Source organism: Enterobacter cloacae complex sp. ESBL7 (assembly GCF_041679625.1).
Lineage (GTDB): Bacteria > Pseudomonadota > Gammaproteobacteria > Enterobacterales > Enterobacteriaceae > Enterobacter > Enterobacter asburiae_B.
Genome location: NZ_JBGORN010000009.1, coordinates 107,215 through 123,158, shown reverse-complemented (window position 1 = coordinate 123,158; position 15,944 = coordinate 107,215). Strand labels below are relative to the sequence as shown.

Genomic DNA, 15,944 nt, shown 5'->3' with positions numbered 1-15,944 from the left:
CAACATGATCCACGTACAAAACGTAAGTAAGACCTTTGTGCTCCACCAGCAAAACGGCGTGCGCCTGCCGGTGCTGCAAAATGCCTCATTAGAGATCAGCAGCGGCGAATGCGTGGTGCTGCACGGCCATTCCGGCAGCGGAAAATCCACCCTGCTACGCTCCCTGTACGCCAACTATCTCCCGGATGAAGGCCACATTCACATTCGCCACAACGATGAATGGGTCGATCTGGTGCAGGCCCCCGCGCGCAAAGTGCTGGAAGTGCGCCGCACGACGATCGGCTGGGTCAGCCAGTTTCTGCGGGTGATCCCGCGGATCTCCGCTCTGGACGTGGTGATGCAGCCGCTGCTGGATCTGGGCGTGCCGCGAGAAGCCTGCGCCGCCAAAGCCGCCAGCCTGCTGACGCGCCTCAACGTGCCGGAGCGCCTGTGGCATCTCGCCCCGTCGACCTTTTCCGGCGGTGAACAGCAGCGCGTCAATATCGCCCGCGGGTTTATCGTCGACTACCCGATTTTACTTCTGGATGAACCCACCGCCTCGCTCGACGGCAAAAACAGCGCGGCCGTGGTGGAACTGATCGAACAGGCCAAAGCGCGCGGCGCGGCGATCGTCGGGATCTTCCACGACGACGCCGTACGCAGCCGCGTGGCGGACAGATTGCACCCGATGGGGGACCACGCATGATTATCAATAACGTCAGGCTGGTGCTGGAAAATGAAGTCGTTAATGGCTCGGTTGAAGTTCATGAAGGCGTTATTCGCGCCTTTGCCGAAACCCAAAGCCGTACCCCTGAAGCGATGGACGGTGAAGGCGGCTGGCTGCTGCCGGGGCTGATTGAGCTGCATACCGATAATCTGGACAAATTTTTCACCCCGCGCCCGAAGGTCGACTGGCCCGCCCATTCGGCGATGAGCAGCCACGACGCGCTGATGGTCGCCAGCGGCATTACCACCGTGCTGGACGCGGTGGCGATTGGCGACGTGCGCGACGGCGGCGATCGCCTGGAGAATCTGGAGAAGATGATCAACGCCGTGGAGGAGACGCAAAAGCGCGGCCTCAACCGCGCCGAGCACCGTCTCCACCTGCGCTGCGAGCTGCCGCACCACACTACCCTGCCGCTGTTTGAAAAACTGGTCGGGCGCGAGCCGGTCTCGCTGGTCTCCCTGATGGACCACTCGCCGGGGCAGCGCCAGTTCGCCAACATTGAAAAGTATCGCGAATACTATCAGGGCAAATATTCTCTCAGCGATGCGGAGATGGCGCGCTACGAGGAGGAGCAGCTGGCGCTTGCGGCTCAGTGGTCGCAGCCTAACCGCCTCTCGATTGCCGCGATGTGTCGTGACCGCAATATCGCGCTGGCCAGCCATGACGACGCCACGCACGATCACGTGCGCGAATCCCACCAGCTTGGCAGCGTGATCGCCGAATTTCCCACCACGTTTGAAGCGGCTGAAGCCTCACGCAGGCACGGCATGAACGTGCTGATGGGCGCGCCGAACATCGTGCGCGGCGGATCGCACTCCGGCAACGTCGCGGCAAGCAAGCTTGCCTCGCTCGGCCTGCTGGATATTCTCTCATCCGACTACTACCCCGCCAGCCTGCTGGATGCGGCGTTCCGGGTCGCCGACGACGAGAGCAACAGCTTTACGCTGCCGCAGGCGATTCGCCTGGTGACGAAAAACCCGGCCTCGGCGCTTAATCTTCAGGATCGCGGGGAAATCGCCGAGGGTAAACGCGCGGATCTGGTACTCACCCACCGCAAGGGCGAGCACGTTCATATCGACCACGTCTGGCGTCAGGGAAAAAGGGTGTTCTGATGGGAAGGCTCATATGGTTAATGGGGCCCTCCGGCTCCGGTAAAGACAGCCTGCTGTCCGCCTTACGGCAGCGGGAACATCCGCAGCTGCTGGTCGCGCATCGCTATATTACCCGCGCGGCCCATGCCGGGAGCGAAAATCATATCGCCCTGAGCGAGCAGGAGTTTTTCATCCGCGCCGGGCAAAACCTGCTGGCGCTGAGCTGGCACGCCAACGGTTATTACTATGGCGTGGGCATCGAAATCGACCTCTGGCTGCATGCGGGGTTCGACGTGCTTGTTAACGGCTCGCGTGCGCATCTGCCGCAAGCGCGCGCCCGCTATGAGGCGGCCCTGCTGCCGGTCTGCCTGCAGGTTTCGCCGGACGTTCTGCGCAGCCGGTTGCAGAGTCGGGGGCGTGAATCAGCCCGTGAGATCGATCAGCGGCTTGAGCGTGCGGCCCGCTATGCCCCGTCGGACTGCTACATCCTCAATAACGACGGAAGTTTGCTACAGTCAGTCGATACCTTTTTATCGCTTATCCGTCAGAAGGAGAAACAGCATGCCTGACTGCCAGCTTCGCCCCGCCACCGCCGACGATGCGCAGAGTGTTTACGCCCTGATCTGCGAGCTCAAGCAGGCAGAGTTCGATCGCCAGGCGTTCCACGCGGGCTATCTTGCCAACCTGCAGGATCGCAACATGCGCTACCAGCTTGCGGAGAGAGAGGGACAGGTCATCGGCATGATCGGCCTGCACATGCAGTTTCACCTGCACCACGCGCGCTGGATCGGCGAGATCCAGGAGCTGGTGGTGATGCCGCAGGCGCGAGGGTTAAAGGTCGGAAGTCAGCTGCTGGCCTGGGCGGAAGAGGTAGCGCGACAGGCCGGCGCGGAGCTGACCGAACTTTCCACCAGCGTGAAGCGCACCGACGCGCACCGTTTTTACGTTCGTGAAGGATACACGCAGAGCCATTTCCGATTCACCAAACCGCTGTAGAGGTGCGCTATGAGTCTGACCATCACGTTGACGGGAACGGGTGGCGCCCAGCTGGTGCCGGTCTTTGGCTGCGACTGCGCGGCGTGTCGCCGGGCGCGCCTGCAGGATAACTATCGCCGTCGCCCGTGCAGCGCGGTGGTGAAATTCAACGATGCCGTCACCCTGCTGGATGCCGGTATTCCGCACCTGATGGACGACTGGCCGGCGGGCAGCTTCCAGCAGTTCTTGCTCACCCATTACCATATGGATCACGTTCAGGGGCTGTTCCCCCTGCGCTGGGGCGTGGGGGCGACGATCCCGGTTTACGGTCCGCCGGACGACGCCGGATGCGACGACCTGTTTAAGCACCCCGGCATTCTGGATTTCAGCCACACGGTCGAACCGTTTGTGATGTTTGAGCTTCAGGGTTTGCGGGTCACGCCGCTGCCGCTCAACCATTCAAAACTGACCTTCGGGTATTTGCTGGAATCGGCCCACAGCCGCGTGGCCTGGCTTTCCGACACCGCCGGACTGCCGGAAAAAACGGTGAAGTTCCTGCTCAACAACCAGCCGCAGGCAATAATTATCGACTGCAGCCATGAGCCGCGCGAGGAAACGCCGCGAAACCATTGCGACTTAAAAACCGTGATTGCGTTAAACGAGGTGATTGGCTGCCCGCAGGTGATCCTGACGCATATCAGCCATCAGTTTGACGTGTGGATGATGGATAACCCGCTGCCGCAGGGTATAGAGGCGGGCTATGACGGGATGGTGCTGGTGCTGGATTAGGTTTTCTCCCTCTCCCGTGGGAGAGGGTTGGGGTGAGGGCAACAGGCCACACTTAGCCTCGATCGTAATCGTCTTCTAACCTGCGCTCATCCTCTTCTAACCGACGGCGATCGTCATCCAGCTGACGCTGACGCTCGTCGAGACGGCGGCGTCTGTCTTCAAGCTGTCGACGACGATCGTCGTACTGTCGGCTGTCGATTTGACGGCTGCGGTCATAACGATCGTCGTCGTCATTGCTGCGGCTGCTGCTGGGGTTATAGGCATCGTTGATCGCCTGCTGAATGTTGCCAATAGCATCATCAACAATATCGGCATGAGCCAGCTGGCTGGTGAGTGACAGCAGACCAAATAACAGAGCGGTTGAGTAACGTTTCATAAGGCCAGACTCGCAGGTGAACTGGCCTTACGATAATGAACGGCGGGAAGCCGGGGTAGCGGAGGAATCTCAAATTACCATAACCTTGCGCAGCGCCTGCGCCAGCTGCACCCGCGTAAACGGCTTACGCAGTAGCTGGACGTCCGGCAGCTGAGGGTTATGCGCGGGCCGTAGATCCTGGCCGCTGATCAGCAGCACAGGAAGCTGCGGGTAATGGCTGCGCACATGGTTAATCACCTCGGCGCCGCTGAGGCTGCCGGGCAGCATCAGGTCGCTGATAAACATGCCAATATCCGGTGAAGCCTCCAGCATATTCAGCGCCTGCTCGCCGTTGTCCGCTTCCAGCGTCAGGTAGCCGAGCTGATGCAGCTGCTCGCACAGCGTCTGACGGACATCCGCCTCATCTTCCAGCACCAGCACCAGCCGCTCGCTATCGACGGAGGCGGTGGCTGACAGCGCTTCATCGTCTGCCGCAGCAGGCAGCACCGAGCGCGGGAGGTGAAGCCGAACGGTCGTTCCCTGCCCCGGCGCGCTTTCAATTTCCACGCGGCCACCGGACTGACGCACAAAGCCGTAGACCATCGACAGGCCTAACCCGCTCCCGCTTCCGGTCTGCTTGGTGGTGAAGAACGGTTCAAAGACCCGGGATTTTACGTCCTGCGACATGCCGCTGCCGCGGTCAATCACCTCCAGCGCCACCATATCCTGCCTGCGCCCGTCGCTGCGGGTAACGCGCTGATTCCAGGTCCGGATTTTAATCACCCCGCTTTGCCCTTCCATCGCATCGCGCGCGTTCATCACCAGGTTGATGATGGCGTTTTCCAGCTGGCTAACGTCTATCCAGGCGGGCCATGCCGGGGTTTGCGCTTCAATCTCCAGGGTCAGGGTGGCAGGCAGGGAGTGGCGCATCAGTTCCCGGAGGTTCTCCAGCAGCGGCAGCATCTCTACCGCATGCGGCGTCAGGGACTGCTTGCGGGAAAACGCCAGCAGGCGCTGCGTCAGTAAGGCACCACGCTCGGCCGCCTTCAGCGCCCGGGTAATGCGCGGCGCGTCTTTTGATTCGGGGTCGGTGAGCTCAAGGCTGCCGATGATTACCGCCAGCAGGTTGTTAAAATCATGCGCCAGCCCGCCGGTCAGCTGTCCGACCGCCTTCATCTTCTGGCTGTGCAGCAGCGCCTCTTCCAGCCCCTGACGCTCAACGCGGTCGATCTCCATCTGCGTGGTTTTCTCTTTCAGCAGGCGCGTGGTGTGCTCAAGCGAGGCGGTATTGCGGGCAAACACGTTAAACGCGCGCGCCAGCTCGCCCAGCTCATCGCGCCGCTGGAGGGCGGGAACGGAGACATCCTGTTCGCCGTGAGCAAGGCGCGACATCGCCCGGGAAATCGCCGTCAGGTTAGAGGCCAGATTGCGGTAGATATACCAGCAGGCGCACCCGGTGATGATCAACGCCAGCACGGCGAAGAAGCTGATAAACACGCTGATGGACTGCAGCTCGTGATGGCTCTGGGCCGTGCGAAGCCGGGAAGCCTGCGCCACCTGCCCGACGTACTGATTAATGTCGCTGTTGAGGATCGCCACCAGCGCCTTAATGTGGAACATATACCAGCTTATCGCCAGATCGCTCTCTTCCAGCTGCTTCGACAGCGGGGCGAGCTTGCCTAACTCGGCATTAAAATCTGGCAGAACCCCCTTCACGACCGGCTGTACGGCACTCCGGGGCAGCGCAGCGGCCACGGCGTCCAGTTGCTGAACGGTCGCGCGCGGCGAAGGGGTGTCGATGGCGGCGGCGATCAGCCGGTCCATCTCCATCAGCTGCTGCGCATCCGGCACGTTGCTGTCGTAACGGCGGTTGATGTCCTGAAGATGACGCAGGTAGCTCTTGCTTTGGTACAGCGAGCTCAGCAGCGCGTTACGCTCCAGATGGCGGCGCTGTCCGCGCTCAAGCATCTCCGTCACGCTCTGCTGTAGCTCATTGCTTCGTTGAATAATACGCGCCACCAGCGCCGGCTCCTGCTGCGCCAGCGGCGCTTCCGCAAGCTGTTCCAGCGAGCGGCGCAGCGCCATTTGCGTCTGCTTCAGGCGCTCGGCTTCGCCTTTGTACTCCAGCGCCCCGACGACCTGCGAAAGCCGCACCGCCGCCGTCGCCACGTTGGCGGTATCGCGGGCCAGGTTCATGCTGCCGGTCATATCGTCCAGCGTTTGCTGCTGAACCTGCTCCTGGATTTGACTGGCGTGACGAAAGCCGAGCACCGCCACGCCGCTCACCATTAGCGTCACGGCGACCACCAGCAGATTAAAAATCAGCAGGCGGCCTCGGGCGCTGGCGAAAAAGGGCGGACGGCGTGATGGCATGGGTTTGGGCTCCTGAGCGGTTTGGTGTCCCCTCACCCTAACCCTCTCCCCAAAGGGGCGAGGGAATGATTTGCTCCCTCTCCCTTTCAGGGAGAGGGCCGGGGTGAGGGTAGTTCAATAACTGTGATCTACATTAGCTATTCATAACTATGACAAATATGAACAGCTTCTGACATTTTGCATTTACGCACCTGTGATGAAGTGCAGATATCGGCATTCGCAGGAGATCCGCCATGAGCAGAACCCCGGTATTAGAGATGCGCAGCATTGCCAAAACGTTTGGCAGTTTCCACGCGCTCAAGGGTGTGGATTTGACGGTCTTTCCCGGAGAGATCCACGCGCTGATGGGCGAAAACGGCGCGGGAAAAAGCACGCTGATGAAAATCCTCGCGGGAGCCTATACCGCCACCAGCGGTGAGATCCTGATCGACGGTCAGCCGTTTCACATTAAAGGGCCGAAAGATGCGCTGGCCGCAGGCATTACCCTGATTTATCAGGAGATGCAGCTCGCGCCCAACCTGACCGTTGCCGAAAATATTTTTCTTGGCAGCGAGCTGTCGCGCGGCGGGATGGTGCAGCGCAAAGAGATGGCCGCCCAGGCGCAGGCGGTGATTGAGCGCCTCGGGGCACAGTTCAATGCCACCGACCTGGTGATGAAGCTGACCATCGCCGAGCAGCAGCAGGTGGAAATCGCCCGCGCGCTGCACCGCAACAGCCGCATTCTGGTGATGGATGAGCCCACCGCCGCCCTCTCCTCCCGGGAAACGCATCGCCTGTTTGAACTGATTTTGCGCCTGCGCGATGAAGGGATGGCGATCATCTATATCAGCCACCGCATGGCGGAAGTGTATGAACTTTCTGACCGCGTCAGCGTTCTGCGCGACGGGCAGTACGTCGGCAGCCTGACGCGCGACAAGCTGAACGCCTCCGAGCTGGTGCGCATGATGGTGGGCCGCCCGTTAAGCGATCTGTTCAACAAGGAGCGTGATATTCCCCTCGGCAGCCCGCGCCTCAACGTCCACCACCTCACCGACGGTAAAAAGGTACAGCCGTGCAGCCTGCAGGTCCGTTCCGGCGAAATCGTTGGGCTGGCGGGCCTGGTGGGGGCCGGGCGCTCCGAGCTGGCGCAGCTGATCTTTGGGGTGCGCAAAGCCACCGGCGGCATGATTGAGGTCGACGGCGAGCCGGTGGTGATCCACTCCCCGCGCGCGGCCATCGAGAACGGCATCGGTTTTCTCACCGAGAACCGCAAGGAGCAGGGGCTGTTTCTGGAGCTGGCGGCGCAGGAGAACATCACCATGGCGACGCTGGAGCGCGACGCGACCTTCGGCATGCTAAACCGCAAAAAAGCCCAGTCGATTTCCGATGACGCCATTGCATTGCTCAACATCCGCGTGCCCCATTCGCAGGTGCGCGCGGGCGGGCTGTCCGGCGGCAATCAGCAAAAACTGCTGATCTCCCGCTGGGTGGCCATCGGTCCGCGCATTCTGATCCTGGACGAACCCACGCGCGGCGTGGACGTCGGCGCGAAAAGCGAGATCTACCGCATCATGAACCAGATGGCGCGCAAAGGGGTGGCGATTTTGATGATCTCCAGCGAGCTGCCGGAAGTGGTGGGCATGAGCGACCGGGTGTACGTGATGCGGGAAGGCAGCATTGCGGGTGAACTCCACGGGCGCGACATCTCTCAGGAAAACATTATGACGCTGGCAACCGGCGTGAACGACACTCATCATCAGGCGGTGCAATCATGACAACTCCAACCCATCCGCAGCAGGTGGCGAAATCCGCCTCCGCCAAGAAATTGCTGATGAGCGATCTGATGCAAACGGTCGGCATCCTGCCGATTCTTATCCTGATTGTGGCGGTATTTGGCTTTATCGCCCCGAACTTCTTCACCGAGAGCAACCTGCTCAACATTACCCGTCAGGCGTCGATCAACATCGTGCTGGCGGCGGGAATGACCTTCATCATTTTAACCGGCGGGATTGACCTCTCCGTGGGCTCGATTCTGGGCACCACGGCGGTAGCGGCGATGGTGGTCTCGCTTATCCCTGAATTTGCGATGCTCTCCATTCCGGCCGCGCTGATGCTCGGCATGGTGCTGGGCCTGTTCAACGGCGCGCTGGTGGCCTTTGCCGGGCTGCCGCCCTTCATCGTGACGCTCGGCACCTATACGGCGCTGCGCGGCGCGGCCTATCTGCTGGCGGACGGCACGACGGTCATTAACTCCAACATCAGCTTCGAGTGGATCGGCAATAACTACCTCGGCCCGATCCCGTGGCTGGTAGTCATTGCCCTTGCGGTGATTGCTATCTGCTGGTTCATCCTGCGCCGCACCACGCTCGGCGTCCACATCTACGCGGTGGGCGGCAACATGCAGGCGGCGCGACTGACCGGCATCAAGGTCTGGCTGGTGCTGCTGTTTGTCTACGGCATGAGCGGCCTGCTCTCCGGGCTCGGCGGCGTGATGAGCGCCTCGCGCCTCTACAGCGCCAACGGCAACCTCGGCACGGGCTACGAGCTGGATGCGATTGCGGCGGTGATCCTCGGCGGCACTAGCTTCGTCGGCGGGATCGGCACGATCACCGGCACGCTGGTCGGCGCATTAATCATCGCCACCCTCAATAACGGCATGACGCTGATGGGCGTCTCCTACTTCTGGCAGCTGGTGATCAAAGGGGCGGTGATCATCATAGCGGTGCTGATCGACAAATACCGTACCCGACACCATCAAAGTGCATAACAACAAAACCCTACAGCTTCGAGGAAAACAACATGCGTTTGAAACCGTTAGTGACCGCGCTCTGTGCTGGCGCGCTGCTTGCCGCAACGCCGTTTGCGCAGGCAAAAGATCTGAAGTCCATCGGCGTGACGGTGGGCGACCTGGCCAACCCGTTCTTTGTGCAGATCACCAAAGGTGCCGAGCTGGAAGCGCGCAAGCTGGCAGGCGATAACGTCAAGGTGACGCTGGTCTCCAGCGGCTACGATCTGGGCCAGCAGGTGGCGCAGATTGATAACTTCATCGCCGCGAAGGTGGACATGATCATCCTCAACGCCGCAGATTCCAAAGGGATCGGTCCGGCGGTGAAGCGCGCGAAGGACGCCGGGATCGTGGTCGTTGCGGTTGACGTGGCGGCGGAAGGGGCGGATGCGACCATCACCTCCGATAACACCCAGGCGGGCGAAATGGCCTGTAAGTACATTACCGATCGCCTGAAAGGCAAAGGCAACGTGGTGATCATCAACGGACCGCCGGTCTCTGCGGTGCAAAACCGCGTGGAAGGTTGCCAGACGGAATTCAAAAAACATCCGGATATCAAGGTGCTCTCGGATAACCAAAACGCCAAGGGCAGTCGTGAAGGCGGTCTGGAAGTCATGACCTCCCTGCTGGCGGCCAATCCGAAGATCGACGGCGTGTTTGCGATTAACGATCCGACGGCGATCGGCGCCGATCTGGCCGCGAAGCAGGCGCAGCGCAACGAGTTCTTTATCGTCGGCGTGGATGGCAGCCCGGACGGCGAGGAAGCGCTGAAGCGCGAAAACTCGCTGTTTGTCGCGACCCCGGCGCAGGATCCGCAGGTGATGGCGGCAAAAGCGGTGGAGATCGGCTATGACATTCTACAGGGCAAACCTGCGCCGAAAGCGCCGGTGCTGATCCCGGTGACGATGATCGATAAAAAGAACGTCGGGACCTATAAGGGGTGGACGGTTAAGTAACCTCGTTGCGGCCTGATGCCCTCACCCTAACCCTCTCCCACAGGGAGAGGGAACTTATTTCCCCCTCTCCCTTGAGGGAGAGGGCCGGGGTGAGGGGGTGGCATAAAATTCAAGGAGTCCCCATGAAACGCTCCGACATCAATGAAATTCTCGGCCACACGCGACAGTTTTTTTCCATGCACGACGTGCACCTCCCGCCGTTTGCCAGCTTCCCGCCCACAAAATGGCAGCAGCTTGACCAGGCCGCATGGCAGGAAGTGTTCGACCTCAAGCTCGGCTGGGACGTGACGGCGTTCGGCGGCAACAGCTTTGCCGCTGAGGGCCTGACGCTGTTTACCCTGCGCAACGGCTCGCCCAACGGCGTGCCTTATGAAAAGTGCTATGCCGAAAAAATTATGCACGTGCGCGACGGCCAGGTGACGCCGATGCATTTTCACTGGCGCAAGCGGGAAGACATCATCAACCGGGGCGGCGGGAATCTGATTATTGAGTTATGGAATGCCGGGGCGCATGAAGAGACGGAAAACACCGACGTGACGGTCACCGTCGACGGCTGCCGTCAGACCCACGCGCCCGGCAGCCAGCTGCGCCTCACGCCAGGGGAAAGCATCTGCCTGACACCCACTCTGTACCACAGCTTCTGGGGCGAACGCGGCTTCGGCGACGTGCTGGTTGGGGAGGTGTCATCGGTAAACGACGACGAGCACGATAACCACTTTTTGCAGCCCGTTGCCCGCTATAACAACATCGAAGAAGACGAACCGGCGCTGCTGGTGCTGTGCAACGAGTACAACCTGTTTCGGATATAAGGAGTAAATGATGCCATTGATCTCTCTTGCCGACGGTCTGGAGCACGCCAGGGCGCATCGCTACGCGCTGGGCGCGTTTAACGTGCTCGACTCCCACTTCCTGCGCGCGCTGTTCGCCGCCGCGAAGCAGGAACGCTCGCCGTTTATCATCAACGTCGCCGAAGTGCACTTTAAGTACGTGTCTCTGGATTCGCTTGTCGAAGCGGTTAAGTTCGAAGCCGCCCGTCACGATATTCCCGTGGTGCTCAACCTCGACCACGGCCTGCATTTCGAGGCGGTGGTGCGCGCCCTGCGCTTAGGGTTCAGCTCGGTGATGTTCGATGGCTCTACGCTGAGCTATGAGGAGAACATTCGCCAGACGCGGGAGGTGGTGAAGATGTGCCACGCGGTCGGTGTGTCGGTGGAGGCGGAGCTGGGCGCGGTCGGCGGCGATGAAGGCGGCGCGCTGTACGGGCATGCGGATGAAGCGTTCTTTACCGACCCGCAGCTGGCGCGCGAGTTTGTCGATTCAACCGGCATTGACGCGCTGGCGGTTGCCATCGGCAACGCGCACGGCAAATACAAGGGCGAGCCGAAACTCGATTTCCCACGCCTGGACGCCATTCGCCAGCAGACGGGCCTGCCGCTGGTTTTACACGGCGGCTCCGGGATTAGCGATGCCGACTTCCGCCGCGCCATCGAGCTCGGCATTCATAAAATCAACTTCTACACCGGCATGTCGCAGGCCGCACTCGCCGCCGTTGAGCAGCGCATGGCGAACCGCCAGCCGCTGTACGATGAGTTTGCCGAACTGCTGCTGGGGATAGAAGAGGCGATTGCCGATACGGTCGCCGAACAGATGCGCATCTTCGGCAGCGCGGGGCAGGCATAATGGAACGCAAAGGCATCATCGCCGCAGGCAACATGCTGGTGGATCACGTCCACCAGATCGTGCAGTGGCCGGAGCGCGGCTGGCTGGCGGAAATCACCCACAGCGAACGCTCAACCGGCGGCGCGCCGCTCAACGTGCTGCTGACGCTGGCGAAAATGCACGTTGGCCTGCCGCTGCAGGCGGTGGGGCTGATTGGCGAAGATGCCGACGGGGATTACATTCTGGCGATGCTGGACCAGTACCACGTCAACCGCCAGCGCGTGCAGCGCACCACCTTTGCACCGACCTCCATGTCGCAGGTGATGACCGATCCCAGCGGACAGCGCACCTTTTTCCACTCGCCGGGCGCCAACCGCCTGCTGGATCTTCCCGCCTTCGATCGCTTAGACGGATCGATGAAGATCTTCCATCTTGGCTATCTGCTGCTGCTCGACAGCCTGGATATGCCCGATGACGAGTTTGGTACCCGCAGCGCGCGCCTGCTGGCGCAGATGCGCGACCAGGGGTATGAAACGTCGCTCGATCTGGTTTCCCGCAAGGGCGACCCGCGCTACCAGCCGCTGGTGCTCCCTGCCCTGCGCCACCTTGATTATCTGGTGATTAACGAGCTGGAAGCCGGGGAGTTTAGCGGGCTGGAGATGCGCGACGCCGACGATGCGCTGAATATCGCCCATATCGCCGATGCCGCGACGCAGCTGCTGGCGGCAGGCGTTCGTCAGCGGGTGGTGATCCACTGTCCGGAAGGCGCATGGGGCGAAGCGCCGGATGAGCAAGGTCGCTGGATCCCCTCATGGTTACTGGAGCAGAAAGAGATTGTCGGCAGCGTTGGCGCGGGCGATGCGTTTTGCGCGGGGTTTTTATACGGCTGCCATGAATCGCTCCCGCTCACGGAGAGCATTTATCTGGCACACGCCTGCGCGCGGGCCAGCCTGCTGGCCGCCAACGCGATTGACGGCGCGAAAACGCTGGCCGAGCTGCAGCTGTTTATCAAAGAGAATACCTAGGCCGCTTTCTCGCTATGAGAAACATCGGTGGCAAACACATAGCCCAGCCCACGGATGGTTTTGATGAGCGCAGGCTGATGCGGATTAGCCTCGATCTTCCGGCGCAGGCGCATGATCAACACATCAATCGTGCGGTCGAACACGTCCGCGCTTTCGCTGTGGGTCAGCTCAAGCAGCCGGTCACGGCTCAGCACCCGACGGGCATTTTGCGTAAGCGCCAGCAGCAGGCCGTACTCGCCCTGGGTTAAGGGGACAGGGTTACGCTGCGGATCGCTCAGCTCACAGCGGGTGGTATCAAGCGTCCATCCGTTAAAAGCAATGCCCGCTACGGGCGCTGCGGGGACTTCCGCCGCCAGTACGCCGGTACGGCGCAATACCGCTTTTACGCGGGCGACCACCACGCGCGGGTTGAACGGTTTGCCAATATAATCGTCGGCCCCCATCTCCAGCCCCACCACCACGTCTGACTCACTGCCCAGCCCGGTTAACATAATCACCGGTAGCGCCGGGCGCTGCTTTTGCAGCTGCAGCAAAACCTGTAAGCCGTTGATATCCGGCAGCATCATATCCAGCAGCACCAGCGCGATATTCGGCTCCTGCTGTACCTGCCGCAGTGCATCCTGGCCGTTATGGCAGACAAGCACACTAAAGACGTGCTCGCTCAGCACGTCCTGAAGCAGTTCGCAGACTGCCGTATCGTCATCAACCACCAGGATCGCCGGTTTCATCGTATGCTTCCGTCAGGGGATTATGTTAAGTCTGAACCATTCTGCCGTCGGCTCCAGTCAAATGGTTTTTTCAGTGACGGAAATTCAACCCATGTCACATCCGCTGCCCTGTCGACACGTCAATTTTGACGATTGGCTGCTTTTTGTCAGGGTTTTCACCGCGAAGGGACCGTAAAGTCAGGGTATACCCATACAAAAAACATGGCATAGAAGCTGCATAGTGGGTGCGAATGATTCGATTAACTGGAGCAGACTGATGAAAAAAGTCGTCACGGTTTGCCCTTATTGTGCCTCAGGTTGCAAGATCCACCTGGTGGTCGATAACGGCAAAATCGTCCGGGCGGAGGCCGCACAGGGGAAAACCAACCAGGGCACGCTATGCCTGAAAGGTTACTACGGCTGGGATTTTATTAACGATACCCAAATCCTCACCCCGCGCCTGAAAACCCCTATGATCCGCCGCGAGCGCGGCGGCAAGCTGGAAGCCGTCTCCTGGAGCGAGGCGCTGGATTACGTCGCCACGCGTCTGAGCGCCATCAAGGCCAAGTATGGCCCGGATGCGATTCAGACCACCGGCTCCTCACGCGGGACGGGGAATGAAACCAACTATGTGATGCAAAAATTCGCGCGCGCCGTTATTGGAACCAATAACGTCGACTGCTGCGCTCGCGTCTGACACGGCCCATCGGTTGCAGGTCTGCACCAGTCGGTCGGTAACGGCGCAATGAGTAATGCCATCAACGAGATAGATAACACCGATCTCGTTTTCATCTTTGGTTATAACCCGGCGGATTCTCACCCTATCGTCGCGAACCACGTTATTCGCGCCAAGCAGAACGGGGCGAAAATCATCGTCTGCGATCCGCGCAAAATTGAAACCGCGCGCATTGCGGATATGCACATCGCGTTGAAAAACGGCTCGAACATCGCGCTGTTGAACGCAATGGGGCACGTCATTATTGAGGAGAACCTGTACGACCAGGCGTTTGTCGCGACCCGTACGGAAGGTTTTGAAGAGTATCGGAAAATTGTCGAAGGCTATACGCCAGAGTCGGTGGAAACAATCACCGGCGTCAGCGCGCAGGAGATCCGCCAGGCGGCACGGATGTATGCCGGGGCGAAAACCGCCGCCATCCTGTGGGGCATGGGCGTGACCCAATTCTATCAGGGTGTGGAAACCGTGCGCTCTCTGACGAGCCTCGCGATGCTGACCGGCAATCTGGGTAAAGCGCACGTCGGCGTCAACCCGGTACGTGGTCAGAATAACGTCCAGGGTGCCTGCGATATGGGCGCGCTGCCGGATACCTACCCGGGCTACCAGTACGTGAAGTTCCCGGAAAACCGCGCTAAGTTCGCGAAGGCCTGGGGCGTGGAAAGCCTGCCGGAACACACCGGGTATCGCATCAGTGAGCTGCCGCACCGCGCGGCGCACGGCGAAGTGCGTGCGGCCTACATCATGGGTGAAGATCCGCTCCAGACCGACGCCGAGCTGTCTGCGGTGCGCAAAGGGTTTGAGGATCTGGAGCTGGTGATTGTCCAGGATATCTTCATGACCAAAACCGCGGCGGCGGCGGATGTGATTTTACCGTCGACCTCCTGGGGCGAGCATGAAGGCGTCTACACGGCGGCGGACCGCGGCTTCCAGCGCTTCTTTAAGGCGGTCGAGCCGAAGTGGGATCTGAAAACGGACTGGCAGATCATCAGCGAAATAGCCACCCGCATGGGCTACCCGATGCACTACAACAACACTCAGGAGATCTGGGACGAGCTGCGCAATCTGTGTCCGGACTTCTACGGGGCAACCTACGAAAAAATGGGTGAGCTGGGATACATCCAGTGGCCGTGTCGCGATGAGTCCGAAGCCGATCAGGGGACGTCATACCTCTTTAAAGAGAAGTTCGACACCCCGAACGGGCTGGCGCAGTTCTTCACCTGCGACTGGGTCGCGCCAATCGATAAGCTCACCGACGAGTATCCGATGGTGCTCTCCACCGTGCGTGAAGTGGGCCACTATTCCTGTCGTTCGATGACCGGCAACTGCGCCGCGCTGGCGGCGCTGGCGGACGAACCGGGCTACGCGCAAATCAACACCGCCGACGCTGAGCGCCTCGGCATTGAGGATGAAGCGCTGGTGTGGGTGAACTCGCGCAAAGGCCGGATCATTACCCGTGCGCAGGTCAGCGATCGTCCGAACAAAGGGGCGGTCTATATGACCTACCAGTGGTGGATTGGCGCCTGTAACGAGCTGGTGACGGAGAACTTAAGTCCGATAACCAAAACGCCGGAGTATAAATACTGCGCCGTACGCGTGGAGCCGATTGCGGATCAGCACGCTGCGGAACAGTATGTCATCGACGAATATAACAAGCTGAAAGCCCGACTGCGCGAAAGCGCAATGGGCTGAAGCCGTTAATTAATCAGTGAATAAAGGGAGTGAGATATTCACTCCCTTTTTATTTCCGATTAACTCATCAAATATATGAATTATTATTCTGGAAAGCGGCTCGCAGAAATAATGTAATT

15 protein-coding genes are annotated in these 15,944 nt (G+C 60.3%); 12 read left to right on the top strand and 3 right to left on the bottom strand.

All coding sequences use genetic code 11. The annotated features are described in order from the left end of the window. Positions 1-4 precede the first annotated feature (4 nt). From phnL to phnP, 5 genes are read left to right on the top strand one after another with little or no spacing between them, the layout of a single operon-like run. Entirely contained in the window at positions 5-685 is a 681-nt protein-coding gene (gene phnL / locus ACERY3_RS21150) for a phosphonate C-P lyase system protein PhnL (RefSeq protein WP_058842079.1), read from the top strand. Next, positions 682-1,818 carry an alpha-D-ribose 1-methylphosphonate 5-triphosphate diphosphatase gene (gene phnM, locus ACERY3_RS21145; RefSeq protein WP_058842080.1) on the top strand — a complete coding sequence of 379 codons (1,137 nt, stop codon included), beginning with the start codon at positions 682-684 and terminating at the stop codon, positions 1,816-1,818. The genes phnL and phnM overlap by 4 nt, the downstream gene beginning before the upstream one ends. Beyond that, positions 1,815-2,366, top strand: a complete 552-nt coding sequence (gene phnN, locus ACERY3_RS21140) for a ribose 1,5-bisphosphokinase (RefSeq protein ID WP_058842081.1) — start codon at positions 1,815-1,817, stop codon at positions 2,364-2,366. Before phnM ends, phnN begins: the two co-directional genes overlap by 4 nt. After that, positions 2,359-2,793: an aminoalkylphosphonate N-acetyltransferase gene (gene phnO, locus ACERY3_RS21135; RefSeq protein ID WP_047059272.1), complete on the top strand. Its 435-nt coding sequence runs from the start codon at positions 2,359-2,361 to the stop codon at positions 2,791-2,793. Before phnN ends, phnO begins: the two co-directional genes overlap by 8 nt. A 9-nt stretch (positions 2,794-2,802) precedes the next feature. Next, positions 2,803-3,561 (top strand): phosphonate metabolism protein PhnP, encoded by a 759-nt coding sequence (gene phnP / locus ACERY3_RS21130; RefSeq protein ID WP_373226418.1) that lies wholly within the window; start codon positions 2,803-2,805, stop codon positions 3,559-3,561. 52 nt (positions 3,562-3,613) lie between these two features. Here phnP and yjdP read toward each other — a convergent pair whose 3' ends face one another. Continuing rightward, positions 3,614-3,937: a DDRRRQL repeat protein YjdP gene (gene yjdP / locus ACERY3_RS21125; RefSeq protein WP_033144428.1), complete on the bottom strand. Its 324-nt coding sequence runs from the start codon at positions 3,935-3,937 to the stop codon at positions 3,614-3,616. A gap of 69 nt (positions 3,938-4,006) precedes the next feature. Next, positions 4,007-6,289 (bottom strand): ATP-binding protein, encoded by a 2,283-nt coding sequence (locus ACERY3_RS21120; RefSeq protein ID WP_373226417.1) that lies wholly within the window; start codon positions 6,287-6,289, stop codon positions 4,007-4,009. A 233-nt stretch (positions 6,290-6,522) separates the two neighbouring features. Here ACERY3_RS21120 and ACERY3_RS21115 point away from each other — a divergent pair, with 233 nt between their 5' ends. From ACERY3_RS21115 to ACERY3_RS21090, 6 genes are all read left to right on the top strand, one after another. Beyond that, the gene (locus ACERY3_RS21115; RefSeq protein ID WP_023310078.1) at positions 6,523-8,043 is read left to right on the top strand and encodes a sugar ABC transporter ATP-binding protein; all 1,521 of its coding nucleotides are present in this window, start codon (positions 6,523-6,525) and stop codon (positions 8,041-8,043) included. Continuing rightward, entirely contained in the window at positions 8,040-9,035 is a 996-nt protein-coding gene (locus ACERY3_RS21110; RefSeq protein ID WP_029741569.1) for a ribose ABC transporter permease, read from the top strand. Before ACERY3_RS21115 ends, ACERY3_RS21110 begins: the two co-directional genes overlap by 4 nt. Positions 9,036-9,067: 32 nt before the next feature. Continuing rightward, positions 9,068-10,009 carry an ABC transporter substrate-binding protein gene (locus ACERY3_RS21105; RefSeq protein WP_021242935.1) on the top strand — a complete coding sequence of 314 codons (942 nt, stop codon included), beginning with the start codon at positions 9,068-9,070 and terminating at the stop codon, positions 10,007-10,009. Positions 10,010-10,131: 122 nt separating this feature from the next. Further along, on the top strand, positions 10,132-10,818 hold the full coding sequence (locus ACERY3_RS21100) for a D-lyxose/D-mannose family sugar isomerase (RefSeq protein WP_047059282.1): 687 nt from the start codon (positions 10,132-10,134) through the stop codon (positions 10,816-10,818). A gap of 10 nt (positions 10,819-10,828) precedes the next feature. Further along, positions 10,829-11,689 carry a ketose 1,6-bisphosphate aldolase gene (locus tag ACERY3_RS21095; RefSeq protein WP_058842084.1) on the top strand — a complete coding sequence of 287 codons (861 nt, stop codon included), beginning with the start codon at positions 10,829-10,831 and terminating at the stop codon, positions 11,687-11,689. Then, positions 11,689-12,693, top strand: coding sequence for a carbohydrate kinase family protein (locus ACERY3_RS21090; RefSeq protein WP_058842085.1), 1,005 nt, complete (start codon positions 11,689-11,691; stop codon positions 12,691-12,693). Before ACERY3_RS21095 ends, ACERY3_RS21090 begins: the two co-directional genes overlap by 1 nt. On the opposite strand, the gene ACERY3_RS21085 is transcribed toward ACERY3_RS21090, so the two are convergent. After that, a complete protein-coding gene (locus ACERY3_RS21085) occupies positions 12,690-13,421 on the bottom strand; it encodes a response regulator (RefSeq protein ID WP_029740750.1) in 732 nt (243 codons plus the stop codon). The genes ACERY3_RS21090 and ACERY3_RS21085 overlap by 4 nt on opposite strands. A gap of 256 nt (positions 13,422-13,677) precedes the next feature. Here ACERY3_RS21085 and fdhF point away from each other — a divergent pair, with 256 nt between their 5' ends. Then, positions 13,678-15,825 carry a formate dehydrogenase subunit alpha gene (gene fdhF, locus ACERY3_RS21080; protein WP_080352831.1) on the top strand — a complete coding sequence of 716 codons (2,148 nt, stop codon included), beginning with the start codon at positions 13,678-13,680 and terminating at the stop codon, positions 15,823-15,825. Positions 15,826-15,944 lie beyond the last annotated feature (119 nt).

Bases quoted from the DNA above. Each gene is read 5' to 3' on its own strand.
- phnL (WP_058842079.1), top strand. From the start codon at position 5: ATGATCCACGTACAAAACGTAAGTAAGACCTTTGTGCTCCACCAGCAA.
- phnM (WP_058842080.1), top strand. From the start codon at position 682: ATGATTATCAATAACGTCAGGCTGGTGCTGGAAAATGAAGTCGTTAAT.
- phnO (WP_047059272.1), top strand. From the start codon at position 2,359: ATGCCTGACTGCCAGCTTCGCCCCGCCACCGCCGACGATGCGCAGAGT.
- phnP (WP_373226418.1), top strand. From the start codon at position 2,803: ATGAGTCTGACCATCACGTTGACGGGAACGGGTGGCGCCCAGCTGGTG.
- yjdP (WP_033144428.1), bottom strand. From the start codon at position 3,937: ATGAAACGTTACTCAACCGCTCTGTTATTTGGTCTGCTGTCACTCACC.
- ACERY3_RS21120 (WP_373226417.1), bottom strand. From the start codon at position 6,289: ATGCCATCACGCCGTCCGCCCTTTTTCGCCAGCGCCCGAGGCCGCCTG.
- ACERY3_RS21115 (WP_023310078.1), top strand. From the start codon at position 6,523: ATGAGCAGAACCCCGGTATTAGAGATGCGCAGCATTGCCAAAACGTTT.
- ACERY3_RS21110 (WP_029741569.1), top strand. From the start codon at position 8,040: ATGACAACTCCAACCCATCCGCAGCAGGTGGCGAAATCCGCCTCCGCC.
- ACERY3_RS21105 (WP_021242935.1), top strand. From the start codon at position 9,068: ATGCGTTTGAAACCGTTAGTGACCGCGCTCTGTGCTGGCGCGCTGCTT.
- ACERY3_RS21100 (WP_047059282.1), top strand. From the start codon at position 10,132: ATGAAACGCTCCGACATCAATGAAATTCTCGGCCACACGCGACAGTTT.
- ACERY3_RS21095 (WP_058842084.1), top strand. From the start codon at position 10,829: ATGCCATTGATCTCTCTTGCCGACGGTCTGGAGCACGCCAGGGCGCAT.
- ACERY3_RS21090 (WP_058842085.1), top strand. From the start codon at position 11,689: ATGGAACGCAAAGGCATCATCGCCGCAGGCAACATGCTGGTGGATCAC.
- ACERY3_RS21085 (WP_029740750.1), bottom strand. From the start codon at position 13,421: ATGAAACCGGCGATCCTGGTGGTTGATGACGATACGGCAGTCTGCGAA.